Raw genomic sequence first — 23898 nt, 5'->3', positions numbered from 1 at the left:
TGGTGCCGGGGCAGTGGTCGCGGCGCAGGACCGCGGGCGAGCTGGTGCTCGCCGTCGTCATGGCGCTGCTCGCCGCGGGCACCGAGGAGATGATGGGCAGCGGTCCCTGGCGCCTGGCCGGGGTCGCCGCGGCCTCGGCCGTGCTGGCGTTGCTGCGCCGCCGGCTGCCCGCGGCCGTGCTGGTCGGCACCTCGCTGTGCATGCCGTTCGTGCCGGGCTTCCTGGCGCTGCTGATACTCGTCGGCTGGTCCGCGGGCCGCTACATCGCGGGCGCCGGGCAGGCGCTGGCCGCCTTCACCGCCGCGTACGCGCTGAACGTCGTGGGGACGGTCCTGGACGCGTGGGACCTGCACCGGATCCTGACGCTCGCGTTCCTGTCCACGCTGTACTTCCTCGGTACGACGCTGGCGCCGGGTCTCGCCCACCGGTACTGGACACAGCGCCGGACCCTGCTGCACGCCTTGCAGGAGCGGAACGTGCAGCTGCTGCGGGAGCGGGCGATGCTCGTCGGGCAGGCCAGGATGCGGGAGCGGCAGCGGATCGCGCAGGACATGCACGACAGCCTCGGCCACCAGCTGGCGCTGATCTCCGTGCACACCGGAGCCCTTGAGGTCGACCCGCATCTGACCGACCGGCAGCGGGAGGTCGTCGGGGTGCTGCGCGGCGCGTCCATGGACGCCATGCACGAGCTGCGCGAGGTCGTCGGCATCCTCCGCGACGGGGTGGAGGCGCCCGCCGGCGGCGATCCGGGTGTCCAGGTGGTGCGGCCCGGCGACGAGACGGGGCGGGCGGCACGGGGGACCGCCGGCATCGAGGGGCTCGTCACCGCCGCCCGCGCCGCCGGGACGGCGATCGGCCTGATCCGGCACGGCGAGGCCCGGACGCTCGCGCCGGCCGTCGACCACGCCGCGTACCGGATCGTCCAGGAAGGCCTGACGAACGCCTACAAGCACGCCCCGGGCGCGCCGATCAGCGTCGAAGTGCGGTACGAGCCGGACGCGTTCGTCGTCGAGGTCCTCAACGAGCGGACCGAAGAGGCGCCTTCGCACGTCGTCAGCGGCGGACAGGGCCTCACCGGGCTGCACGAGCGGGCCCGGCTGGTCGGCGGCATCGTCCACGCCGGTCCGGCGGACGGCGGCGGCTTCCGGGTCGCCGGGGTGCTGCCGTACGGGGCGGTGGAGGCCACGCCGTACGTCGACCCCTTCGCGCCCCCGGCCGCCGATGCCCTGCCCGCTCCGTACGAGGCCCCGTACGTCGCGCCTTTCGTCGATGCGGCCGACGACTTCCGGCAGCAGTCGAAGCGGGCCTCGTCCGGCCACCGTGGTCCTGTCGCAGTCGGACCGTCCGGCTGGACGGTGGCCGAACGGGAGCTGGCGATGGCGATGCAGGCGGGCAGGAGCAGGAGTACGGGCAGCGGGATAGCGATCGGCTGCGGAATAGCCGTCGCGGCCCTGGTGCTGCTGCTCGTGGCGGCGGGCTTCGGCATGTACTTCCTGATGGGGTCGGTGTCGAAGGGCATCATCGATCCCGCGCAGTACGACGCGGTGAAGGTCGGCGAGAGCGAGCAGGTGGTCCGCGACAAGCTTCCTTCGGGTGACACCATCGCCACCACCGGCCTGCACGACAAGGGCCCCGAGGAGCCCGACGGTTCGTCCTGCCTCGTGCTCATGAGCACGGAGACGAGCGAGGATCTGGAGAAGGAGCCGGTTTTCCGGTTCTGCTTCAAGGACGGCAAGCTGATCGAGAAGAAGTCGTACGAGGTCGTGCGCTAGGCAGGTGCGCGCGGGGGCCGTTGGGGAGTCGGAGTGGGCGGGGCAGCAGAAGGCACGGCAGCCGGGGCGGGGCACGGGACGGGCTTCGGCGCGGGCTTCGGCACGGGCCGGCGGATCAGGGTCGTCGTCGCCGACGACGAACCGCTGATCCGGGCCGGGATCCGGATGATCCTCACCTCGGACCCGGAGATCGAGGTGGTCGCCGAGGCGGCCGACGGCCGCGAGGCGGTCGACCTCGCCCGCTCCCACGCCGCCGACGTCGTCCTGCTCGACATCCAGATGCCCGTCCTCGACGGCCTGTCCGCCCTGCCGGAGCTGCGCCGTGCCGCGCCCGCGACGAAAGTCGTCGTCCTGACGACCTTCGGCGAGCGGGAGAACGTGCTGCGGGCCCTGGAGCACGGCGGGGCGGGCTTCCTGCTCAAGGACACCGCTCCGGCCGAACTCATCCGGGCGGTACGGGCGGCCGCCGCGGGCGACGCCTATCTCTCGCCCGCCGCCACCCGGCATGTCGTCGAGCGGCTGGCCTCCGGCCGCGAGACGGCCCGCGCCGAGGAGGCGCGGAACCGCATCACCGCCCTCAGCGAGCGCGAGCGCGAGGTGCTCGCCCTGCTCGGGGAGGGCCTGTCCAACGCCGACGCGGGCCGTCGGCTGCACATGAGCGAGGCCACGGTGAAGACGTATGTGAGCCGCATCCTCGCCAAGCTGGGCTGCGAGAACCGGGTGCAGGCGGCGCTGCTGGCCCGCGACGCCGGCCTGTAGCGGGGCGGCGGGTCGGTCGGGGCAGGCGCCGGCCGGCGGTTGTCAGGGCCTGGGGGCGGTTGCGGGGGCGGCCGGGAAGCCGGCGTCGCCCGCCGCGTTGTAGCGGAGCAGATAGCCCGCGAAGGCGGCCAGGTCCTCCGCCGACCAGTCCTTGAGCCGCTCCTCGTACGCGGCGAGCCGGCTGGCCTGCGTCGAGGCCAGGAGCCGGGTGCCCGCGTCGGTCGGGTGCAGCACCTGGACCCGGTGGTCGTCCCGGTCGGGCCGCCGCTCGACCAGACCGAGCTTCTCCAGGCCCGCGACCTGCCGGCTCACCGTCGACTTGTCCAGCAGGTAGTGCGCCGCGAGGTCCGTGGCCCGGCAGCCCTGCTGGTCGTCGATATGGGCGAGCAGCGTGTACGAGACCAGCGGCAGCTCCGGATGGAGCCGCGCCGCCGCCGCCCGGGCGCGGCGGGCGAAGGCCGTCAGCTCCCGCTGGATGGTGTCGAGGGACGTCTCCCGCGCGCCGTCGCTCATGGTGCGCTCCCTGTGCCGCGGGTGGCCCGCTGGTCGGACCCTCCCTTTCGGTTGTATAGTACAACGGTTCTTTAGTTGTAAAAGACAACCATGGAGGTTCGGGTGTCCGCCGGACAGACCACCAAGGGAGCACTGCGCCACGTACTCGGGCATCTCCTCACCCCCCTGCTGATGTGCATCGGCATGGGACTCGCCTACCTCGGCGCCTTCCACGCCCCCGAACCCCACGACCTGCGCGTCGACATCGTCGGCACCGGCCCCCGGACCCAGGTCCTCGCCCAGACCCTCCACGACAAGGGCGCGGGCGCCCTCGACGTCCGCACCGTCCCCGACCGCCAGACCGCCACCACCGCCCTCCGCGACCAGTCCAGCTCCGGCGCCTACCTCCCCGGCACCCCCGGCCACACCCCCGAACTCCTCGTCGCCTCCGCCGCTTCCGACACCAGCGCCATGGCCGTCGAGAAGGTCTTCACCAAGGTCGCCGCCGCCCAGGACCAGCCACTCAAGGTCACCGACGTCGCCCCGGTCGCCTCCGGCGACCCCACCGGCCAGGGCGTCTTCTTCCTCCTCGTCGCCCTCAGCATCGGCTCCTACGCCTCCGTCGCCGTCATCGGCGGCGCCGGAGCCGCCCTCCCCATGCGCATCAGGGCCCTCCTCGCCGCCGGCATGTCCCTCGTCGTCAGCCTCATCGGCACCGTCTTCGCCGGACCCCTCTTCCACCTCGTCGACCACGGTCTCGGCGGCGTCTGGGCCCTCTCCTGGCTGTACAGCGCGGGCATCCTGCTGATCGGCGTCGGACTCCACACCTTCCTCAGGCGCTGGACCACCCTCGGCTTGATGGTCCTCTTCGTGATGCTCAACTTCACCAGCTCCGGCGGCATCTACCGGCCCGAACTCCAGCCCGGCTTCTTCGGCTCTCTGCACGCCTTCTGGAACGGCGCCGGATTCGTCGAAGGAGTCCGCGGCCACGTCTACTTCGACGGCCACGCCCTCGGCCGCAACGTCCTCGTCCTCGCCCTCTGGCTCCTCGCCGGCGCCGCCCTCATCGCCCTCGCCGGCCTCACCGAGAACCGCCGCGGCCGCGCCGGCGCAGCAACTCCGGTCGAAAAAGCCCAGGTGGAGGAGGAGATGGAGGAAGCCGTCGGCGTCTGATCCAGCGCCGCCGAGAGTTGTCCACAGGCGGTTGTCCACAGGGGGAGACGGCCTCGCAGTCCCGGCGGTACGGTCTTGCCCAGTTCGACCGAGCCGATGTCGAGAAACGACACGACGAGGACTCTGCACGGCACGCGCGACACGCGCACGGCACACGCACGACGGGGGAGGACGTCCCGATGGACGACACGATGACAGCGGTACCGGCACCGCGCGACCACGCGGCGGACACGGACCCGCGCAGGGGCACGGACGCGGGCACGGATGCGGGCGGGGACGCGGGCTGGGAGGCCCAGCCGCACACCCGACTCCCCCACGTGCCCGGCTTCGCCCCGCACGCCACGGCCGGAGCCGCCGCCACCGCCCGCCGGCGCGGCAGGACCCTCCGCCAGGACGTCCCCCGCTCCGCCCACGCCACCCTCACCCCCGTCCCCGGCCGCCCCGACGCCGTCCGCGCCGTCGAGGAGTCCAACCAGGGCCGCGTCCCCGAACTCGCCCCCATCCGCGTCGGCCGCATGTCCGCCAGCCCCTTCGCCTTCCTCCGCGGCTCCGCCGGCCTCATGGCCCACGACCTCACCGGCTCCCCCGTCACCGGCATCGCCGCCCAACTCTGCGGCGACGCCCACGCCGCCAACTTCGGCCTCTACGGAGACGCCCGCGGCCGCCTCGTCATCGACCTCAACGACTTCGACGAAACCGTCGTCGGCCCCTGGGAATGGGACCTGAAACGGCTCGCCACCTCCCTCGTCCTCGCCGGCCGCGAAGCCGGCGCCGACGAGGACACCTGCCGCGCCGCCGCCTTCGACACCGTCGGCGCCTACCGCCGCACCATGCGCCTCCTCGCCCGGCTCTCCACCCTCGACGCCTGGAACGCCATCCCCGACGAGGAACTCGTCTCCCACACCGACGCCCGCGACCTCATAGGCACCCTCGAACGCGTCTCGGCGAAGGCCCGCAACAACACCAGCGCCCGCTTCGCCGCCCGCTCCACCGAAGCCGTGCCCGACAGCGAAGGCGGCGGCCGACGCTTCGTCGACGCGCCACCGGTGCTCCGTCGCGTCGGCGACCAGGAGGCCGCGGCCGTCGCCGCCTCCCTCGGCCCGTACCTGGCCACCGTCTCCGAGGACCGGCTCCCGCTCCTCGCCCGCTACGCGATACACGACGTCGCCTTCCGCGTCGTCGGCACCGGCAGCGTCGGCACCCGCTCCTATGTGGTGCTGCTGCTCGACCACCGCGGCGAGCCCCTCGTCCTCCAGGTCAAGGAAGCCCGCCCGTCCGCCCTGCTCCCGCACCTCCCCGCCGTCGGCTTCACCGTCCCCGACACCGGACACGAAGGACGGCGCGTGGTGCTCGGACAGAAGCGGATGCAGGTCGTCAGCGACATCCTGCTCGGCTGGACCACAGTCGACGGGCGCCCCTTCCAGGTGCGCCAGTTCCGCAACCGCAAGGGCAGCGTCGACCCCGCCGCCCTCACCGCCGACCAGTTCGACGACTACGGCCGCATGACCGGCGCCCTGCTCGCCCGCGCCCACGCCCACAGCGCCGACCCGCGCCTGATAGCCGGCTACTGCGGCAAGAACGAGGAGCTCGACGAGGCCATAGCCGCCTTCGCCGTCGCCTACGCCGACCGCACCACCGCGGACCACGCCGACCTCGTCACAGCCATCCGCACCGGCCGCATGGCGGCGGAAGCGGGCGTCTGAGCCAGGAGACGCGCGCAGGCACGGGCGCCGGGGCGAGCCCGGCTGTCGCCCGGCGCCCGCGCCGGCGCCGGGCGACAGCACCACAAGGGGAACAACGGGGGGAGGGGGGGGAGGGAGGGGGGAGGGGCCCCCGAAGAGGACCGTAGGCTGGATGGGACGAGCCGGAACGAGGACGTGGACGGGCGTGGGCGTGAGCGTGGACCAGGGCAGGGCCGGCGGGCCCGGGGAGCCGGGCGAGGACGGGCGTCCCGTCGAGGAGTCTTCGGCGGATGGGCGGCCCGAGGCCGCTGCCGAGGGCGAAACCGGGGCCGGGGACGCTCTCGATGCCGAAGCCGGGAGCGCGACCGGTGCCGACACCGGCACCGCGGGCGGCGATGAACCGGGTGCCGGAGCTGCGGGCGAGCGGCCCGAGGCGCGGCTTGATCATGCGGTGCGGGTGGCCGAGCAGGCGCTGATCGAGTTCGAGATCGCCGTGGAGACCTTCCGGGTCGAGGTGGAGAACTTCTCGCGGCTGCACCATCAGAGGCTCGGCCCGATGTACGCGCGGCTGGACGAGCTGGACGCGGGGATCGCGGAGGCGCGGGCGGCGCGTACCGGGGACCCGGAGGATCTGCGGCGGGCGCAGGAGGCGCGTGCGGCGGTCATGCCGATGCCCGGGGTGGAGGAGCTGTTCCACGACTGGGTGGACTCGGACGGGTTGTCGCCGGAGGCGGCGGCGATGCTGACCGACCGGCCGGTGCAGCCGCCGAAGCGGGTGCGGCCCTCGGACGAGGTGCGCAAGCTGTACCGGGATCTGGCGCGTCAGGCACATCCGGATCTGGCGCGGGAGGAGGACGAGCGGAAGCGGCGCGAGGAGTTCATCACGCGGGTGAACGCGGCCTACGCCCGTGGTGACGAGGCGCTGCTGCGGGAGCTGTCGGCGGAGTGGGCGGCCGGGCCGCTGCCGGCGGCGCGGCTGAGCGAGGGCGAGGAGCTGTACGCGCGGCTGGAGTGGCTGGCGCAGCGCAAGGAGATGTTGTCGCTGGTGGCGCGGGAGCTGGAGGAGAGCGCGATCGGGGCGATGCTGCGGTTGGCGCCGGATGATCCGGATCGTCTCCTGGAGGAGATCGCGGAGCAGCTGTTGGCGCAGGTCGCCGAGCGTGAGGCGGAGCTCGCCGCGCTGGTGCAGTAGTTTCGGGTGGGCGCGCCCGTGGGGGCGCGGTGTCGCAGAGAGAAGGCCAGGTCCATGAATTTCGCCCCGCTGCCGTCGGTCGACGCGGCTTCCGTGCCGGCTGGTGCTCTCGTGCTCGATGTCCGTGAGGACGACGAGTGGGCGGCCGGTCATGTCGAGGGTGCGCTGCACGTGCCGATGAGTGGGTTCGTGGCGCGGTTCGGTGAGGTGACGGAGGCCGTGGCGGATGGGCGTCAGGCGTTCGTGATGTGCCGGGTGGGTGGCCGGTCGGCGCAGGTCACGCAGTATCTGGTGGGTCAGGGCATCGACGCGGTGAACGTCGACGGCGGCATGCTGGCGTGGGAGGGCGCGGGGCGTCCGATGGTGACGGACGACGGAAGCCCCGCCTACGTCCTCTAGTCTCCCGGCTGCTTCTCCCGCTGGTCTTCTCGCCGGTTCTCCTGCCGGTTCTCCTGCCGGTTCACCCGCCGGTTCACCCGCCGGTTCCCCCGCTGGTTCTCCCGTTCAGCCGAGGAGATGGGTGGCGAGGAGGTCGCCGAGTTCCTCTTCGTGCTGTGCGGCGGGGCCGAGGGCGAGTTCGAGGTGTTTGGCCCAGGCGTGGTAGCGGTGCAGGGGGTAGTCGGTGTCGGCGCCGAAGCCGCCGTGGAGGTGTTGGGCGGTCTGGACGACGCGGCGGACTCCTTCGGATGCCCAGATCTTGGCGACGGCGATGTCTCCGGCGGCGGGGAGTGCGCCGGTGGTGTCGGTGGTGAGGCGCCAGGCGGCCTGCCAGAGGGTGGCTTCCATGGCGCGCAGGTCGATGTAGCGGTCTGCGGCCTGGACCGCGACGGCCTGGAAGGTGGCCACGGGGTGGCCGAACTGTTCGCGCTTGCCGGTGTATTGGGCGGTCATGGCGAGGACTTGTTCGCCGAGGCCGAGGGCGAGGGCGCAGGTTCCGGTGGTGAGGAGCGAGTGGAGCTCTTCCCAGGCGCCTTGGGTGTCGATGACGTCGGTGGGGTCGAGGTGGACGTCGTCGAGGCGGAGTTCGGCGAGGCGTTCGCCGTGGGTGCCGTACTGGTCGGTGAGGGTGAGTCCGGGCCGGGTGCGGGGCAGCAGGGCGAGGACGGTGTGCCCGTCGGGGGTGTGGGCGGGTACGGCGATGTGGTCGGCGTGGTGGGCCCAGGGGACGGCGCTGGTGTGGCCGTCGAGGGTCCAGCCGGTGTGGTCGCGGCGGGCGGTGACGGCGAGGGGGGCCGGGTCGTGGCCGGTGCGGCCGTGGGCGGCGGCGGTGAGGACGAGTTCGCCGCGGGCGACGCGGGGGAGCAGGGCGGCCCTGGTGGTCTCGGGGGCGTGGTGCTGGAGGGTGAGGGCGACGGCGCCGGTCTCCAGGAGGGGGACGCGGGCGAGGGCGCGGGCGGATTCGCGGAGCACCAGGCAGAGGGCGATGGGGTCGAGTCCGGCGCCGCCGTGTGCGGGGTCGAGGACGAGGCCGAGGAGGTCGGTGTCGGCGAGGCGGGCCCAGAGTGCGCGGTCGAAGTCGTCGGCGACGGCGCCGGGGGTGAGGGCGGGGCTGGGGACGTTGTCGGGTGGGACGTCGGCGAAGACGGCCTTGGCCGTTTCGACGGCCGCCTGTTGTTCTTCGGTGAAGGTGAAGTCCACGGTCCTGTCCCTTCCGGCCTTGCCCCGGGGCGGATCTGACGGACCGTCAAGATAGAACAGGTTCTACCGGAAGGGAATGGCCGGGTGTGCCCCGGTCACGACCGGGGCACACCCGACGGCGGGCGTCGGCGTCGGCGTCGTCCGTCAGCGGTCGAAGTCGAGCTCGACCTCGGGGGTGGCGGGGTGGGACTGGCAGGCCAGGACGTAGCCGGCCTCGGTCTCCTCCGGCTCCAGGGCGAAGTTGCGGTCCATCCGCACCTCGCCGGTGACGAGGAAGGCGCGGCAGGTGCCGCACACACCACCCTTGCAGGCGTACGGGGCGTCCGCCCTCGCGCGCAGCACTGTTTCGAGCAGCGTCTCGCCCTGCTGGACGGGCCAGTTGCCGGACCGGCCGTGGAGTGTGGCGGTCAGCGTGGCGTGGGCGGGGGCGTCGGCCGCGGGCGCCGGGGCGGGCGCGGAGCCGTCGTCGACGTGGAAGATCTCCTGGTGGATGTGGTTGCGGCTGACGCCGAGGCCGCGCAGGGCGCGTTCGGCGTTCTGGACCAGGCCGAAGGGGCCGCACAGGAACCAGCCGTCGATGTCGGCGACGGGCAGGAGCGCGGGCAGCAGGGCGGTGAGCCGGTCCTCGTCGAGCCGGCCGGAGGGCAGGCCGGCCTGCTGTTCCTCGCGGGAGAGCACGGTGATCAGCTGGAACCGGTCCGGGAAGCGGTCCTTGAGGTCGGCCACCTCGTCGAGGAACATCGTGGAGGCCGCGGTGCGGTCGCTGCGGACCAGGCAGAACCGGGCCTCGGGTTCGCGGGCGAGCAGGGTCGCGGCCATGGAGAGGACCGGGGTGATGCCGCTGCCGCCGACGACGGCCGCGAAGTGTCCGGGGCGGGGTTCGAGAACGAAGCGGCCCATGGGTTCCATGACCTCGACGGTGTCGCCGACGGCGAGTTCCTTGAGGGCGTAGGTGGAGAACTCGCCGCCGTCGACGAGGCGGATGCCGACGCGGAGCACGGGGGTCTCCCCCTGGGCGGCGGCCGGGGCGCAGATCGAGTAGGTGCGGCGGATCTCCTCGCCGGCGGGGCCGGTGCGGCGCAGGGCGAGGTGCTGGCCGGGGGCGTGGCGGTAGGCGTCGTGCAGTTCGGCCGGGACGGCGAAGGTGACGGCGACGGAGTCGTCGGTGAGCCGCTCGACCTCGCTCACGCGGAGCGGATGGAACCCGGCCCGTCCGGCGGCGCCGGTGGAGGCGGAGGTGGCCATCTACAACTCCTTGAAGTGGTCGAACGGTTCGCGGCAGGCGGCGCAGCGGCGCAGTGCCTTGCACGCGGTGGAGGAGAAGCGGCTGAGGAGTTCGGTGTCGGTGGAGCCGCAGTGGGGGCAGCGGATCGCGAGGGTGAGCGGTATCGGTCCGCCGGCCGGGCCCTGGGGGCGGGGCGGGGCGATGCCGAACTCGGCGAGTTTGCGGCGTCCTTCGTCGCTGATGTCGTCGGTCGACCAGGCGGGGCTGAGGACGGTGACGACGCTGACCTCGGGCACCCCGTGCTCGTGGAGGGCGTGCTCGATGTCGGCGGACATGGCCTCGACGGCGGGGCAGCCGGTGTAGGTCGGGGTGAGTTCGACCTCGACGCGGCCGGGGCCGTGGACGTGGACGCCGCGCAGGACGCCGAGTTCGGCGAGGCTGATCACCGGGATCTCGGGGTCGGGGACGGCGCCGGCGATCCGGGCCAGTTCCTCTTCCAGGGCGGTCGGGGCCGTGCCCGGTGCGGTGGTCACCATGTCGCCCCCGGGTGGCTGCGGTGCAGGTGCTGCATCTCGGCGAGCATGCGGCCGAAGGACTCGGTGTGCAGGCCCTGCCGGCCGGCGCCGGCGCTCCAGGCGCCGGTGCGCGGACCGGCGGGGACGGTCAGGGTGGCCTTCTTGAGGACGGCGGTCACCGAGTCGAGCCAGGCGCTCTCCATGGCGGTGGTGTCCACGTCGAGGCCGTCCAGGGGCTGGAACATCTCGCCGGTGTAGCGCCACAGCGCGTCGCAGGCGGCCTGCATGCGCCGGTGGCTCTCCTCGGTGCCGTCGCCGAGCCGCAGGGTCCAGTGCTCGGCGTGGTCCTGGTGGTAGGCGACTTCCTTGACGGCCTTGGCGGCGAGCCCGGCGAAGGGGCCGTCGCCGGTGGCCAGCCGCGCGTACAGCAGGCGCTGGTAGGTGGAGAAGTACAGCTGGCGGGCGATGGTGTGGGCGAAGTCGCCGTTGGGCTGCTCGACGAGCTGGCAGTTGCGGAAGGCGCGTTCCTCGCGGAGGTAGGCGAGTTCGTCCTCGTCGCCGACGAGGGAGAGCAGGACGCGGGCCTGGCCGATGAGGTCGAGCGCGATGTTGGCGAGGGCCACCTCCTCTTCGAGGACCGGGGCGCTGCCCGCCCACTCCCCCAGCCGCTGGGCGAGGACGAGGGCGTCGTCGCCGAGGGCGAGGGCGGCGGGAACGGTGCCGCCGGGGGCGGTGGCGGGAGTGGTCGGGGCGGTCACAGGTGCTTCACCCCGTCCGGGATCTCGTAGAAGGTGGGGTGCCGGTAGGGCTTGTCCGCGGCCGGCTCGAAGAAGGGGTCCTTCTCGTCGGGCGAGGAGGCGGTGACGGCGGCGGAGGGCACGACCCAGATCGACACGCCTTCCATGCGGCGGGTGTAGAGGTCGCGCGCGTTGCGCAGGGCCATCTCGGCGTCCGGAGCGTGGAGGCTGCCGGCGTGGGTGTGGGACAGTCCGCGGCGCGAGCGCACGAACACCTCCCACAGCGGCCATCCGTCGGTGGTCATGCCCGTGCCTCCCCGTCCGTGTGCGGTCCGGCGTCGGTGCCGGTGTGGTGCGTGTCGTGCCGGCCGGTGGCCGGGCGGTGCTTCTCGGCGTAGGCCGCGGCGGCGTCCCTGACCCAGGCGCCGTCCTCGTGGGCCTGGCGGCGCTTGGTCAGCCGCTGCTCGTTGCAGGGGCCGTTGCCCTTGAGGATGTCCCAGAACTCGTCCCAGTCGATGGGGCCGAAGTCGTAGTGCCCGCGCTCCTCGTTCCACTTCAGGTCGGGGTCGGGGAGGGTGAGGCCGAGGGATTCGGCCTGCGGGACGGTCGCGTCGACGAAGCGCTGGCGCAGTTCGTCGTTGGAGTGGCGCTTGATCTTCCAGGCCATCGCCTGCGCCGAGTGGGTCGACACGTCGTCCGGCGGGCCGAACATCATCAGCGACGGCCACCACCAGCGGTTCACCGCGTCCTGGGCCATGGCGTGCTGGGCCTCGGTGCCGCGGGACAGGGTGAGCAGTGCCTCGTACCCCTGGCGCTGGTGGAAGGACTCCTCCTTGCAGACGCGGACCATCGCCCGTGCGTACGGCCCGTAGGAGCAGCGGCACAGGGGCACCTGGTTGGTGATGGCGGCGCCGTCCACGAGCCAGCCGATGGCGCCGACGTCGGCCCAGGTCAGCGTGGGGTAGTTGAAGATCGAGGAGTACTTCTGGCGGCCGCTGTGGAGCTTGTCGAGGAGCTCGTCGCGGCTGGTGCCGAGGGTCTCGGCGGCGCTGTACAGGTACAGGCCGTGGCCGGCCTCGTCCTGGACCTTGGCCATGAGGATCGCCTTGCGGCGCAGCGAGGGCGCGCGGGTGATCCAGTTGGCCTCGGGCTGCATGCCGATGATCTCGGAGTGGGCGTGCTGGGCGATCTGGCGCACCAGGCCGGCCCGGTAGGCGTCGGGCATCCAGTCGCGCGGCTCGATGCGCTCGTCGGCGGCCACGGCGGCGTCGAACACCGCTTCGAGGGCGGCCTGGCTCGCCGTCGCACCTTCCGGCGCTGTCGTCTCTGCCGTACCTGTGGTCATCGGAACCCCTACCGACCGATCGTTCGGTTCATTGACTTCAATGGTCGTTCGGCGGCCCGTATGGTGTCAACCCTGTGGATAACTCCTTGAGCCGAGCGGAGCGGGGCGCGATGGACTCGTACGACGACGGGGGCGGGATCGAGCCCGGACCGGAGGACTCGCCCGAACGGGTGGCCGAAGCGGACACGGGCCCCGGGCCCGGGGCGCCGCGGGCCGGGATCGCGGGGCTCTCGATGCCGTACCAGGTGGTTGCGGCCGTCGCCCTCGCCGTCGTCGGCGTCTTCGCCTGCGTCCACCTCGGGACGGTGTTCCTGCACGTCGCGCCGTCGAACACGCTGACCAAGCAGCACGGCGAGGCGGTCGACGACTGGGTCTACCCCGAGTTCGAGCAGAACTGGAAGCTCTTCGCCCCCAACCCGCTCCAGCAGAACATGTCCGTCGAGGTCAGGGCCGAGGTCGTGGGCGCCGGCGGCAAGCGCACCACCACCGGCTGGACCGATCTCACCGCCCACGACCTCGACGGCGTCCGCGGCAATCCGATCCCCAGCCACACCCGGCAGAACGAGCTGCGCCGGGCCTGGGACTTCTACCTCAACTCCCACACCGACGACCACCGCCCCAACGGCATGCGCGGCCGGCTCTCCGAGCAGTACGTCCGCCGCATCGTCATGCAGCGCCTCGACGAGCGGGCGCTCGGCGGCACCGTCGACAGGATCCAGCTGCGCACCGTCACCCGGCCCGTCCCGGCCGCCGCCTGGAGCACCGAGAAGATCGACACCGCTCCCGTCGAGCGCGGCTACCCCTGGTGGCGCGTCACCGCCGCCGACCGCCCCGGTACGGAGGCGACCCGATGACCGAGACCACCGCCCCCCGGCCCCGGATCCCCTTCGACCGGCGGCTCGCGGCCGCCGCCCAGAAGGTCACCAGTCAGGCGCTCGGCCCCTACCAGAGCGCGATCGTCCGCATCGGCTTCTCCTTCACCTGGCTGCTCTTCCTGGTGCGCGAATGGCCTCACCGCCTGGAGCTGTACGGCCCGGACGGCCCCTGGTCGTGGGAGATGGGCCGGCAGCTGATCGCCGACAACCGCTCCTTCACCGTGCTCATGTGGTCCGACGGGCGCCTCTGGTTCGAGATCGTCTACGGCCTCGCCGTGCTCTCCGCCGTCCTGATGCTCCTCGGCTGGCGCACCCGGGCCGTGTCCGTGGTCTTCATGGCCGGCGTGCTGTCGCTGCAGAATCGCTCCATCTTCATGGGCGACGGCGGCGACAACGTCGTCCACCTCATGGCGATCTACCTCGTCCTCACCCGCTGCGCGCAGGTCTGGTCCCTGGACGCCCGCCGCGCCGCCCGCGGCCGCGCGGGACTCGGTCCCGTCGGACCGCTGCTGTGGACGGTCCTCGGCGGCTTCCTGCTCGCCGCCACCTGGTTCTCCGACGTCACCGGCGAGTGGTGGCTGTTCGTGCTGCTGTGGGTGCTGTGGCTCGGCAACGCCCTGTGGTGGCTGGTCTGCCGCTTCGCCCCCGGCGAGCCGCGCACCCTGCTCGACGTCCTCGCCAACCTGGCGCACAACGCCACCCTCGTCGTGATCATGGCGGAGGTCTGCCTCGTCTACGCCACGGCCGGCTGGTACAAGGTGCAGGGCTCGCGCTGGCAGGACGGCACCGCGCTCTACTTCCCGCTCCAGCTCGACTACTTCACCCCCTGGCCCGCCGTCTCCGAGCTCCTGGGCGCGAGTGCGGTGATGGTGCTGCTGATCACCTACGGCACCGTGATCGTGCAGGTCGCGTTCCCGTTCACGCTCTTCAACCGCAAGGTCAAGAACGTGCTCCTGGTGGCGATGATGCTGGAGCACGCGGGCATCGCCCTGCTGCTCGGGCTGCCGTTCTTCTCACTGGCGATGATCGCCGCCGACTCCGTGTTCCTGCCCACCGCGTTCCTGGTGTGGCTGGGGGCCCGGGCCGCCCGGGGCCGGGACCGGCTGTTCCGCAGGCCGCCGGCCGGGGCCGAGCTGCCCGCACAGAGCCGTTCGGGTGAGGAGGCCGGCACCCGTACCCTCGTCGGGTGAGCACCACCGAAGAACAGCCCGTGCCGGCCCCGGGCGCCGAGCCCCTCCAGTACGACGAGGGGTACGGCACCGAGATCGGCGTCGGGCCGCACCCGGAGCCGTGGCCGGACGACCCGCGCTACGACCGCGAGCTGCTGGCCGGCGGCGACCGGCGCAATGTCGTCGACCCCTACCGCTACTGGACGCGCGAGGCGATCGTCGCGGACCTGGACACCCGCCGCCACGACTTCCACGTGGCCGTGGAGAACTGGGGCCACGACTTCAACATCGGCTCGGTGGTGCGGACCGCCAACGCCTTCTTGGCCAAGGAGATCCACATCGTCGGGCGGCGCCGCTGGAACCGGCGCGGCGCCATGGTCACCGACCGCTACCAGCACGTCCGGCACCACCCGGACACCGCGTCGCTGACCGCGTGGGCGGCGGCCGAGGGCCTGCCGATCATCGGCATCGACAACCTGCCGGGCGCGGTGCCGCTGGAGCGGACCGAGCTGCCGCGCCGCTGTGTGCTGCTGTTCGGGCAGGAGGGCCCGGGCCTCACCGAGGAGGCCCGCGCCCATGCCGCGATGGTGTGCTCGATCGCCCAGTTCGGCTCGACCCGGTCGATCAACGCCGGTGCCGCCGCGGCCATCGCCATGCACGCCTGGATCCAGCGCTACGCCGACGTGCCGGCCCCCGAATAGGGACCGGCACGGCCGGTCGGGCGCCGGGTCAGGCCTGGCGGCGGACCTCCACCACCCGGAAGCGGTTGGAGACGAAGGCGCCGTCGCACAGCGCCGCGTTCGCCGCCGGGTTGCCGCCCGAGCCGTGGAAGTCGGAGAACGCGGCCGTCTGGTTCACATAGACCCCGCCCGTCAGGTTCAGCGACAGCTGCGCCGACTCCTCCAGGCAGACCTCCTCCACGGCCCGCTCGACGTCCGCCGAGGTCGTGTACGCGCCGACCGTCATCGCGCCCTTCTCGCGCACCGTGCGCCGCAGCAGCTCCAGCGCGTCGGAGGTCGAGTCGACCGACACCGCGAACGAGACCGGGCCGAAGCACTCCGAGAAGTACGCCGCCTCGGCGTCCGGCTTCGAGCCGTCCAGCTTCACGATGACCGGGGTGCGCACCACGGCGTCCGGGAACTCCGGGTTCGGCACCTCGCGGGAGGCCAGCGCCACCTCGCCGAGACCGGCCGCCGCCTCCAGGCGCGCCTTCACGTCCGGGTTGACCAGGGCGCCGAGCAGCGCGTTCGCCCGGGCGTCGTCGCCGAGCAGACCGCCGACCGCGCCCGCGAGGTCGGCGACCACCTCGTCGTACGACTTCGGGCCCTGGTCGGTGGTGATGCCGTCGCGGGGGATCAGCAGGTTCTGCGGGGTGGTGCACATCTGGCCGCTGTACAGGGACAGCGAGAAGGCCAGGTTGGAGAGCATGCCCTTGTAGTCGCCGGTGGAGTCGACGACGACCGTGTTGACGCCGGCCTTCTCCGTGTAGACCTGCGCCTGGCGGGCGTTGGTCTCCAGCCAGTCGCCGAAGGCGGTCGAGCCGGTGTAGTCGATGATCCGGATCTCCGGACGGACGGCCAGCGTCTTGGCGATGCCCTCGCCCGGGGCCTCGGCGGCGAGTGCCACCAGGTTCGGGTCGAAACCGGCCTCGGCGAGGACCTCGCGGGCGATCTTGACGGTCAGCGCCAGCGGCAGCACCGCGCGCGGGTGCGGCTTGACCAGGACCGGGTTGCCGGTGGCCAGGGAGGCGAACAGACCCGGGTACCCGTTCCACGTCGGGAACGTGTTGCAGCCGATGACCAGGGCGATACCGCGGCCGACCGGGGTGAACTCCTTGCTGAGCTCCAGCGGGTCCCGCTTGCCCTGCGGCTTGGACCAGGCGGCGCGGCCGGCCGGGGTGCGGGTCTGCTCCTCGAACGCGTACGCCACGGCCTCCAGGCCGCGGTCCTGCGCGTGCGGGCCGCCGGCCTGGAGCGCCATCATGAAGGCCTGGCCGCTGGTGTGCATGACCGCGTGGGCGAACTCGTGGGTGCGGGCGGAGATCCGGGCGAGGATCTCCAGGCACACCAGGGCGCGGGTCTCGGGGCCGGCGTCGCGCCAGGCGCCCAGTCCGGCGCGCATCGCCGGCAGCAGCACGTCGAGGTCGGCGTGCGGATACTCGATGCCGAGCGCCGGACCGTACGGCGAGGTCTCGGCGCCGGTCCAGCCGTCCGTGCCGGGCTGGTCGAGCTCGAAGCGCTTGCCGAGCAGCTCCTGGTAGGCGGCGAGTCCCGCGGCGGCGTCCAGCGAGCCGTTCTCCCCGTAGGCCTTCGGGTGCTCCGGGTACGGGGACCAGTAGGCGCGGGTGCGGATGGTGGCGAGGGCCTGATCGAGCGTGGACCGGTGCTTCTCGGCCAGACGGTCGGTGGTCAGCTGAGCGGTGGCCATGGGTGGACCAACTCCTCGTCGAGCTGGGCAGGGAGACGCGTACGGAGTTAGAGTAACCGAACGATCGGTCGGGACAAGGGGGTCCGGCGATCCTGTGGAGAACCCATCGGGGAGGATCACTCCTATGAGCGCCAATACGCCCGTCCAGGGGAGCGACGCGGGGCCGGCCGACGGAGCCGGAGCCGGCGGCATCGGCCAGAGCGAGGTCGTCGCCGTCGTCGGCACGGGCACCATGGGCCAGGGGATCGCCCAGGTCGCCCTGGTCGCCGGCCATCCCGTACGCCTCTACGACAGCGCCCCCGGCCGGGCCGAGGAGGCCGTGGCCGGCGTCGCCGGGCGCCTGGACCGGCTGGTCGAGAAGGGCCGGCTCGGCAAGGAGGAGCGGGACGCGGCCGTCGCCCGGCTGCACGCGGCCGGCGCGCTCGCCGAGCTCGCCGACGCCGCCCTGGTCGTCGAGGCGATCGTCGAGCAGCTGCCCGTCAAACAGCGGCTCTTCGCCGACCTGGAGGCGGTCGTCGCGGCGGACGCCGTGCTCGCCACCAACACCTCCTCGCTGTCGGTGACCGCCATCGCCGGCGGCCTCGCCCACCCCGGCCGCTTCGTCGGCCTGCACTTCTTCAACCCGGCCCCGCTGCTCCCGCTGGTCGAGGTCGTCAGCGGCTTCGCCACCGACCCGGCCGTCGCCACGCGCGCGTACGAGACGGCCAGGAACTGGGGCAAGACGCCGGTGCGCTGCACCGACACCCCCGGCTTCATCGTGAACCGCGTCGCCCGCCCCTTCTACGCGGAGGCGCTGCGGATCTACGAGGAGGGCGCAGCCGACCCTGCCACCATCGACGCGGCCCTGCGCGAGTCCGGCGGCTTCAGGATGGGCCCCTTCGAGCTCACCGACCTCATCGGCCAGGACGTCAACGAGGCCGTGACCCGCTCGGTGTGGGACTCCTTCTTCCAGGACCCCAAGTTCACGCCCTCGCTCGCCCAGCGCCGGCTCGTCGAGTCCGGCCGCCTCGGCCGCAAGAGCGGGCACGGCTGGTTCTCGTACGCGGAGGGCGCCGAGCGCCCCGAGCCGCACACCGCGGCACCGGCGAAGGCGCCCGCGCGGATCACGGTGCGCGGTGACCTCGGTCCCGCGCAGCCCCTGGTGGACCTCTTCGAGCGGGCCGGCGTCGCCGTCCGGCGCAAGAAGGGCGACGGGTTCGTGGAGCTGCCCTCGGGCGGGAAGCTCAGCCTCGCGGACGGCGAGACCTCCTTCGAGTACCACCAGGAGGACGTCGTCTACTTCGACCTCGCGCTCGACTACGAGAAGGCGGGCAGGATCGTCCTGTCCGCCCGCGAGGACATCTCCCCGGAGAGCCTCGCCGAGGCCGTGGGCCTCTTCCAGGCGCTCGGCAAGCAGGTGTCCGTGATCGGCGACGTGCCCGGGATGATCGTGGCCCGCACGGTCGCGATGCTCGCGGACCTGGCGGCCGACGCGGTCGACCGGGGCGTCGCCACCGCCGAGGACGTGGACACCGCGATGCGCCTCGGGGTCAACTACCCGGCCGGTCCGCTGGAGTGGGCCGGCCGTCTCGGCCACCGGCGCGCGGCGGCCCTGCTCCACGCGCTGCACGAGCGGTACCCGACCGGCCGGTACGCGCCGAGCCTCGGCCTGGTGCGCCGGGCGTACGCCGAGGAAGCGGAGGAGATCGCATGACCACCGCGAGACGCGACACGTACACCCCCGAGACGCTGCTCTCGGTCGCCGTGCAGGTCTTCATCGAGCGCGGCTACGACGGCACGTCGATGGAGCACCTGTCCAAGGCGGCGGGCATCTCCAAGTCGTCGATCTACCACCATGTGGCCGGCAAGGAGGAGCTGCTGCGGCGGGCCGTCAGCCGCGCCCTCGACGGGCTCTTCGGCATCCTCGACGAGCCGGCGGCGAACCGCGGCCGGGCCGTCGAGCGGGTCGAGTACGTGACCCGGCGCACCGTCGAGGTGCTGATCGCCGAGCTGCCGTACGTGACGCTGCTGCTGCGGGTGCGCGGCAACACCGCGACCGAGCGGTGGGCCATGGAGCGGCGCCGCGAGTTCGACCACCGGGTGGCCGAGCTCCTGAAGGCGGCGGCCGCCGACGGCGACCTGCGGCCCGACCTGGACATCCGGCTGGCGACCCGGCTGCTGTTCGGCATGATCAACTCGCTGGTGGAGTGGTACCGGCCGCACCACGACTCCGCGCCCGAGCGTGCTCAGCTGGTGGACACCGTCGTGCACCTCGCCTTCGACGGGCTGCGCACCGCTCGCTGAGAGACACCTGGACGAGGGCCCGGCCGGGACGATCCCGGCCGGGCCCTCACGCGTTTTCGCACGTCTCTCCCGTCTCTCGCGTCCCTTCAGTCCCGCTGGTCCGGGTACGGGTCGATGTCGGTCTCCTCGAAGACCAGCAGGGTGCGGGTGGAGAGCACCTCGGGAATGGACTGGAGGCGGGTGAGGACCAGCTCGCGCAGGGTCCGGTTGTCCGGGGTGTGGACGAGCAGCAGGACGTCGAAGTCGCCGCTGACCAGGGCGATGTGCGCGGCCCCCGGGAGCGCCTGGAGCTGTTGGCGCACGGTGCGCCAGGAGTTCTGGACGATCTTCAGTGTGATGTAGGCGGAGGCGCCGTGGCCGGCCCGTTCGTGGTTGACGCGGGCGCCGAAGCCGCGGATCACGCCGTCGTCGATGAGCCGGTTGATCCGCGCGTACGCGTTGGCGCGGGAGACGTGCACCCGCTCGGCCACCGAGCGGACCGAGGCCCGGCCGTCGGTCTGCAGCAGCCGCAGGATGTCGCGGTCGACGGAGTCCAGCGGGCGGGCCGGGCCCGTCGGGGGGACCATGGCAGGGCCGGCCTGCGGACCCGGCGGCGGGCCCGCCCGCTCTCCCCACGGCCCCATGGGCGCGGGCGCCGTCCCGGCCGCCGGGGCGGCGCCGGGGGGCGTGTTCAGGGGCTCGCCGTCCGTGTGCTCGTCGACGTCGGCCATTTGTTCATCCGCCATGTCCCCCCGCCTCTCTCCCGTGGACGACCTGTATCCATCCCAGGCTGTGGAGAACCGTTTGTCCACAGGCTGGAGGTGCCTGTAGCCAAAATGCCTCCACGACCGAACAATCGGTAGGTGAGGCGCGCCACATTCCGCGCCACCCGCCTTCGGGTCTTATGCCCGCTCCCACGAGGAGGTGGACTCGTTGCAACAGCGCAGTTCGACAGTCCAAGAGCCCCCCGGTGCCGCCCGCGCCTACCGGCCCACGCCCCCGCCGGCCTGGCGTCCGCGCACCGACCCCGCCCCGCTGCTGCCGGACGCCGAGCCGCTGCGCGTCCTCGGCACGGACGCGATGGCCGACGCGGACCCCGAGCTGCTGCGCCGTCTCTACCGGGAGCTCGTCCGCGGCCGCCGGTACAACGCGCAGGCGACCGCGCTCACCAAGCAGGGCCGCCTCGCCGTCTACCCCTCCACCACCGGCCAGGAGGCCAGTGAGGTCGCCGCCGCGCTGGTCCTGGAAGAGCGGGACTGGCTCTTCCCCTCGTACCGCGACACCCTCGCCGCCGTCGCCCGCGGCCTGGACCCCGTGCAGGCCCTCACCCTGCTGCGCGGCGACTGGCACACCGGCTACGACCCGCGCGAGCACCGCATAGCGCCGCTCAGCACCCCGCTCGCCACCCAGCTCCCGCACGCGGTGGGCCTCGCCCACGCCGCCCGGCTCAAGGGCGACGACGTGGTCGCGCTCGCCATGGTCGGCGACGGCGGCACCAGCGAGGGCGACTTCCACGAGGCGCTGAACTTCGCCGCCGTGTGGCAGGCCCCCGTGGTCTTCCTCGTGCAGAACAACGGCTTCGCGATCTCCGTGCCGCTCGCCAAGCAGACCGCCGCCCCGTCCCTGGCCCACAAGGCCGTCGGATACGGGATGCCCGGCCGGCTCGTCGACGGCAACGACGCGGTCGCCGTCCACCAGGTGCTCGGCGAGGCCGTGGCCCGCGCCCGGCGCGGCGGCGGACCCACCCTGGTCGAGGCCGTCACCTACCGGATCGACGCCCACACCAACGCCGACGACGCCACCCGCTACCGCGGCGACAGCGAGGTCGAGGCCTGGCGGGCACACGACCCGGTCCTGATCCTGGAGCGGGAGCTCACCGAGCGCGGAATCCTCGACGAGGACGGCCGCCGCGCCGCCGCCGAGGAGGCCGAGACCATGGCCGCACGCCTGCGCGAGCGCATGAACGCCGACCCGGTGCTCGACCCGATGGACCTGTTCGCCCACGTGTACGCCGAGAAGACCGCGCAGCTGCGCGAGCAGGCGGCGCAGCTGCGGGCGGAGCTCGACGCCGAGAGCGAGGCGGGATGACCACCCACGCGACAGCGCGGCCGGCCGCGAAGACCGCGGCCAAGCCCGCCACCATGGCGCAGGCGCTCCAGCGTGCCATGCGCGACGCGATGGCCGAGGACCCCGCCGTCCACGTCATGGGCGAGGACGTCGGCACCCTCGGCGGCGTCTTCCGGATCACCGACGGGCTCGCCAAGGAGTTCGGCGAGGACCGCTGCACCGACACGCCGCTGGCCGAGGCGGGCATCCTCGGCACGGCCGTCGGCATGGCGATGTACGGGCTGCGCCCGGTCGTCGAGATGCAGTTCGACGCGTTCGCCTACCCGGCGTTCGAGCAGCTGATCAGCCATGTCTCCCGGATGCGCAACCGCACCCGGGGCGCCATGCCGATGCCGATCGTGGTGCGTGTGCCGTACGGCGGCGGGATCGGCGGCGTCGAGCACCACAGCGACTCCTCCGAGGCGTACTACATGGCGACGCCCGGCCTCCACGTCGTCACCCCGGCGACCGTCGAGGACGCCTACGGGCTGCTGCGCGCCGCCATCGCCTCCGACGACCCCGTCGTCTTCCTGGAGCCCAAGCGGCTCTACTGGTCGAAGGCCGACTGGTCACCCGAGGCGCCGGCCGCCGTCGAGCCGATTGGCAAGGCCGTCGTCCGCCGCCGCGGCACCAGCGCCACGCTCATCACTTACGGCCCCTCCCTGCCGGTCTGCCTGGAGGCCGCCGAGGCCGCCCGGGCCGAGGGCTGGGACCTGGAGGTCGTCGACCTGCGCTCGCTCGTCCCCTTCGACGACGAGACCGTGGCCGCCTCCGTGAAGCGCACCGGCCGGGCCGTCGTCGTCCACGAGTCGACCGGCTTCGCCGGACCGGGCGCGGAGATCGCCGCCCGGGTCACCGAGCGCTGCTTCCACCACCTGGAGGCGCCGGTGCTTCGGGTCGCGGGCTTCGACATCCCCTACCCGCCGCCGATGCTGGAGCGGCACCACCTGCCGGGTGTCGACCGGATCCTCGACGCGGTCGCCCGGCTCCAGTGGGAGGCGGAGCGCTGATGGCCCAGGTGCTCGAATTCAAGCTGCCCGACCTCGGCGAGGGCCTCACCGAGGCCGAGATCGTGCGCTGGCTGGTGAACGTCGGCGACGTCGTCGCCATCGACCAGCCGGTCGTCGAGGTCGAGACGGCCAAGGCGATGGTCGAGGTGCCCTGCCCGTACGGGGGCGTGGTCACCGCCCGCTTCGGCGAGGAGGGCACCGAACTCCCGGTCGGCGCCCCGCTGATCACGGTCGCCGTCGGCGGCGCGCCCGGCCCGGACGCCGCTCCGGCCGGCGAGCAGGCCGCCCCCGCGGCCACGGCTTCCACCGCCGACTCCGAGTCCGCGGTCTCCTCGGAGTACTCGGGCAACGTCCTCGTCGGTTACGGCACCTCCGGGCCCGCCGCCCGGCGGCGCCGGGTGCGCCACGCCACCCCCACCGCCCAGGCCGCGGCGCCGGCCGCCGCGCCCGCGGCCCCGGCCGCGCCCGCCGGGCCGGTGCCGGTCATCTCGCCGCTGGTGCGCAAGCTGGCCCGCGACGGGGGGCTCGACCTGCGGGAGGTACGCGGTTCGGGACCCGAGGGGCTGATCCTGCGCGCCGACGTGGAGGGCGCCCTCGCCGTCCGCGAGCGCACCGCCGCCACGGCGGCCGCCCCCGCCCCGGTGTCCGCCGCCGCACCGGCCGCTCTCCCGGCGCGCGACGCGGAGCGGATACCGCTGCGGGGTGTGCGCGGCGCCGTCGCCGACAAGCTGTCGCGCAGCCGCACCGAGATACCCGACGCGACCTGCTGGGTCGACGCCGACGCGACCGAACTCATGGGCGCGCGGGCGGCGATGAACGCGGCGGGCGGGCCGAAGATCTCCGTGCTCGCGCTGCTCGCCCGGATCTGCGCCCACGCGCTGAGCCGCTTCCCGGAGCTCAACTCCACGGTCGACACGGCCGCGCGGGAGATCGTCCGGCTGCCCGGTGTGCACCTCGGCTTCGCGGCCCAGACCGAGCGCGGCCTGGTCGTCCCCGTGGTCAAGGACGCCGGCGGGCGCACCGCCGAGTCGCTGACCGCCGAGTTCGCCCGGCTCACCGAGGCGGCCCGGCAGGGGACGCTCACCCCCGCCGACCTGACCGGCGGCACCTTCACCCTGAACAACTACGGGGTGTTCGGGGTCGACGGCTCCACGCCGATCATCAACCACCCCGAGGCGGCCATGCTGGGCGTCGGCCGGATCGTGCCCAAGCCATGGGTGCACCAGGGCGAGCTGGCGGTGCGTCAGGTGGTGCAGCTGTCGCTGACCTTCGACCACCGGGTGTGCGACGGCGGTACGGCCGGCGGCTTCCTGCGCTATGTCGCCGACTGTGTCGAGAACCCGGCGGTGCTGCTCCGCACCCTCTGACCGCCGCTCGACCGACACGACTCCGCCGGGAGCGACACCGGCCGGGGCACGGGGCCCCGGCCGGCGCCCGGCGGCTTCGTCCGGGACCCAACCCCACGCCGGGTCCCGGACGCGTTCCACGATCCGGGCCGGTGACCCCGCCGGCCCGGGCC

The 23898-nt window shown here is 73.2% G+C and carries 23 protein-coding genes; 14 read left to right on the top strand and 9 right to left on the bottom strand.

The window, feature by feature from the left end; genetic code table 11:
• Positions 1-59 precede the first annotated feature (59 nt).
• Together AB0M18_RS21985 and AB0M18_RS21980 are read left to right on the top strand one after the other, a co-directional pair.
• Positions 60-1772 (top strand): histidine kinase, encoded by a 1713-nt coding sequence (locus tag AB0M18_RS21985; RefSeq protein ID WP_365760610.1) that lies wholly within the window; start codon positions 60-62, stop codon positions 1770-1772.
• 114 nt (positions 1773-1886) lie between these two features.
• Positions 1887-2531 carry a response regulator transcription factor gene (locus tag AB0M18_RS21980; RefSeq protein WP_365760608.1) on the top strand — a complete coding sequence of 215 codons (645 nt, stop codon included), beginning with the start codon at positions 1887-1889 and terminating at the stop codon, positions 2529-2531.
• Positions 2532-2573: 42 nt separating this feature from the next.
• Here the strand turns inward: AB0M18_RS21980 and AB0M18_RS21975 are convergent, their stop codons facing one another.
• On the bottom strand, positions 2574-3044 hold the full coding sequence (locus AB0M18_RS21975) for a MarR family winged helix-turn-helix transcriptional regulator (RefSeq protein WP_365760482.1): 471 nt from the start codon (positions 3042-3044) through the stop codon (positions 2574-2576).
• 90 nt (positions 3045-3134) lie between these two features.
• Here AB0M18_RS21975 and AB0M18_RS21970 point away from each other — a divergent pair, with 90 nt between their 5' ends.
• The 4 genes from AB0M18_RS21970 (at position 3135) to AB0M18_RS21955 (ending at position 7469) form a co-directional block, all read left to right on the top strand.
• On the top strand, positions 3135-4196 hold the full coding sequence (locus AB0M18_RS21970) for a hypothetical protein (protein ID WP_365760480.1): 1062 nt from the start codon (positions 3135-3137) through the stop codon (positions 4194-4196).
• Positions 4197-4375: 179 nt separating this feature from the next.
• A complete protein-coding gene (locus AB0M18_RS21965; RefSeq protein ID WP_365760478.1) occupies positions 4376-5899 on the top strand; it encodes a DUF2252 domain-containing protein in 1524 nt (507 codons plus the stop codon).
• A 430-nt stretch (positions 5900-6329) separates the two neighbouring features.
• Complete coding sequence (locus AB0M18_RS21960) at positions 6330-7070, top strand: hypothetical protein (protein WP_365760606.1); 741 nt, start codon at positions 6330-6332, stop codon at positions 7068-7070.
• A gap of 54 nt (positions 7071-7124) precedes the next feature.
• Positions 7125-7469, top strand: coding sequence for a rhodanese-like domain-containing protein (locus AB0M18_RS21955; protein ID WP_365760476.1), 345 nt, complete (start codon positions 7125-7127; stop codon positions 7467-7469).
• A 105-nt stretch (positions 7470-7574) separates the two neighbouring features.
• On the opposite strand, the gene AB0M18_RS21950 is transcribed toward AB0M18_RS21955, so the two are convergent.
• From AB0M18_RS21950 to paaA, 6 genes are all read right to left on the bottom strand, one after another.
• Positions 7575-8708, bottom strand: a complete 1134-nt coding sequence (locus AB0M18_RS21950) for an acyl-CoA dehydrogenase family protein (RefSeq protein WP_365760474.1) — start codon at positions 8706-8708, stop codon at positions 7575-7577.
• Positions 8709-8852: 144 nt separating this feature from the next.
• On the bottom strand, positions 8853-9953 hold the full coding sequence (locus AB0M18_RS21945; RefSeq protein WP_365760472.1) for a 2Fe-2S iron-sulfur cluster-binding protein: 1101 nt from the start codon (positions 9951-9953) through the stop codon (positions 8853-8855).
• On the bottom strand, positions 9954-10469 hold the full coding sequence (gene paaD / locus AB0M18_RS21940) for a 1,2-phenylacetyl-CoA epoxidase subunit PaaD (protein WP_365760470.1): 516 nt from the start codon (positions 10467-10469) through the stop codon (positions 9954-9956).
• On the bottom strand, positions 10463-11206 hold the full coding sequence (gene paaC, locus AB0M18_RS21935) for a 1,2-phenylacetyl-CoA epoxidase subunit PaaC (protein ID WP_365760468.1): 744 nt from the start codon (positions 11204-11206) through the stop codon (positions 10463-10465). The genes paaD and paaC overlap by 7 nt, the downstream gene beginning before the upstream one ends.
• Positions 11203-11490, bottom strand: a complete 288-nt coding sequence (paaB, locus tag AB0M18_RS21930) for a 1,2-phenylacetyl-CoA epoxidase subunit PaaB (RefSeq protein WP_265861486.1) — start codon at positions 11488-11490, stop codon at positions 11203-11205. The genes paaC and paaB overlap by 4 nt, the downstream gene beginning before the upstream one ends.
• Positions 11487-12530: a 1,2-phenylacetyl-CoA epoxidase subunit PaaA gene (gene paaA, locus AB0M18_RS21925; RefSeq protein WP_365760466.1), complete on the bottom strand. Its 1044-nt coding sequence runs from the start codon at positions 12528-12530 to the stop codon at positions 11487-11489. The genes paaB and paaA overlap by 4 nt, the downstream gene beginning before the upstream one ends.
• Before the next feature lie 86 nt (positions 12531-12616).
• Here paaA and AB0M18_RS21920 point away from each other — a divergent pair, with 86 nt between their 5' ends.
• Genes AB0M18_RS21920 through AB0M18_RS21910 form a run of 3 tightly spaced genes read left to right on the top strand, consistent with a single transcriptional unit; the run spans position 12617 to position 15275 of the window.
• A complete protein-coding gene (locus tag AB0M18_RS21920; protein WP_365760464.1) occupies positions 12617-13384 on the top strand; it encodes a DUF5819 family protein in 768 nt (255 codons plus the stop codon).
• Positions 13381-14595, top strand: coding sequence for an HTTM domain-containing protein (locus AB0M18_RS21915; RefSeq protein WP_365760462.1), 1215 nt, complete (start codon positions 13381-13383; stop codon positions 14593-14595). The genes AB0M18_RS21920 and AB0M18_RS21915 overlap by 4 nt, the downstream gene beginning before the upstream one ends.
• Entirely contained in the window at positions 14592-15275 is a 684-nt protein-coding gene (locus tag AB0M18_RS21910; RefSeq protein ID WP_365760460.1) for a TrmH family RNA methyltransferase, read from the top strand. The genes AB0M18_RS21915 and AB0M18_RS21910 overlap by 4 nt, the downstream gene beginning before the upstream one ends.
• Before the next feature lie 28 nt (positions 15276-15303).
• Here AB0M18_RS21910 and paaN read toward each other — a convergent pair whose 3' ends face one another.
• Positions 15304-17001 (bottom strand): phenylacetic acid degradation protein PaaN, encoded by a 1698-nt coding sequence (gene paaN / locus AB0M18_RS21905; RefSeq protein WP_365760458.1) that lies wholly within the window; start codon positions 16999-17001, stop codon positions 15304-15306.
• A 124-nt stretch (positions 17002-17125) separates the two neighbouring features.
• On the opposite strand from paaN, the gene AB0M18_RS21900 reads away from it, so the two are divergent.
• Positions 17126-18694: a 3-hydroxyacyl-CoA dehydrogenase gene (locus AB0M18_RS21900; protein WP_365760455.1), complete on the top strand. Its 1569-nt coding sequence runs from the start codon at positions 17126-17128 to the stop codon at positions 18692-18694.
• Positions 18691-19284, top strand: coding sequence for a TetR/AcrR family transcriptional regulator (locus AB0M18_RS21895; RefSeq protein ID WP_365760453.1), 594 nt, complete (start codon positions 18691-18693; stop codon positions 19282-19284). Before AB0M18_RS21900 ends, AB0M18_RS21895 begins: the two co-directional genes overlap by 4 nt.
• Positions 19285-19370: 86 nt before the next feature.
• On the opposite strand, the gene AB0M18_RS21890 is transcribed toward AB0M18_RS21895, so the two are convergent.
• Positions 19371-19850: an Lrp/AsnC family transcriptional regulator gene (locus AB0M18_RS21890; protein WP_365760604.1), complete on the bottom strand. Its 480-nt coding sequence runs from the start codon at positions 19848-19850 to the stop codon at positions 19371-19373.
• Positions 19851-20187: 337 nt separating this feature from the next.
• Here AB0M18_RS21890 and pdhA point away from each other — a divergent pair, with 337 nt between their 5' ends.
• Genes pdhA through AB0M18_RS21875 form a run of 3 tightly spaced genes read left to right on the top strand, consistent with a single transcriptional unit; the run spans position 20188 to position 23746 of the window.
• Positions 20188-21351 (top strand): pyruvate dehydrogenase (acetyl-transferring) E1 component subunit alpha, encoded by a 1164-nt coding sequence (pdhA, locus tag AB0M18_RS21885; protein ID WP_365760451.1) that lies wholly within the window; start codon positions 20188-20190, stop codon positions 21349-21351.
• Complete coding sequence (locus tag AB0M18_RS21880) at positions 21348-22379, top strand: alpha-ketoacid dehydrogenase subunit beta (protein WP_365760449.1); 1032 nt, start codon at positions 21348-21350, stop codon at positions 22377-22379. Before pdhA ends, AB0M18_RS21880 begins: the two co-directional genes overlap by 4 nt.
• Entirely contained in the window at positions 22379-23746 is a 1368-nt protein-coding gene (locus AB0M18_RS21875) for a dihydrolipoamide acetyltransferase family protein (RefSeq protein WP_365760447.1), read from the top strand. The genes AB0M18_RS21880 and AB0M18_RS21875 overlap by 1 nt, the downstream gene beginning before the upstream one ends.
• The last annotated feature ends 152 nt before the right edge of the window (positions 23747-23898 follow it).

It is taken from the genome of Streptomyces sp. NPDC051909 (assembly GCF_040681095.1).
Lineage (GTDB): Bacteria > Actinomycetota > Actinomycetes > Streptomycetales > Streptomycetaceae > Streptomyces.
The sequence above is the reverse complement of the archived record's forward strand: the minus strand, read 5'-3'. Positions and strand labels throughout refer to the sequence as shown.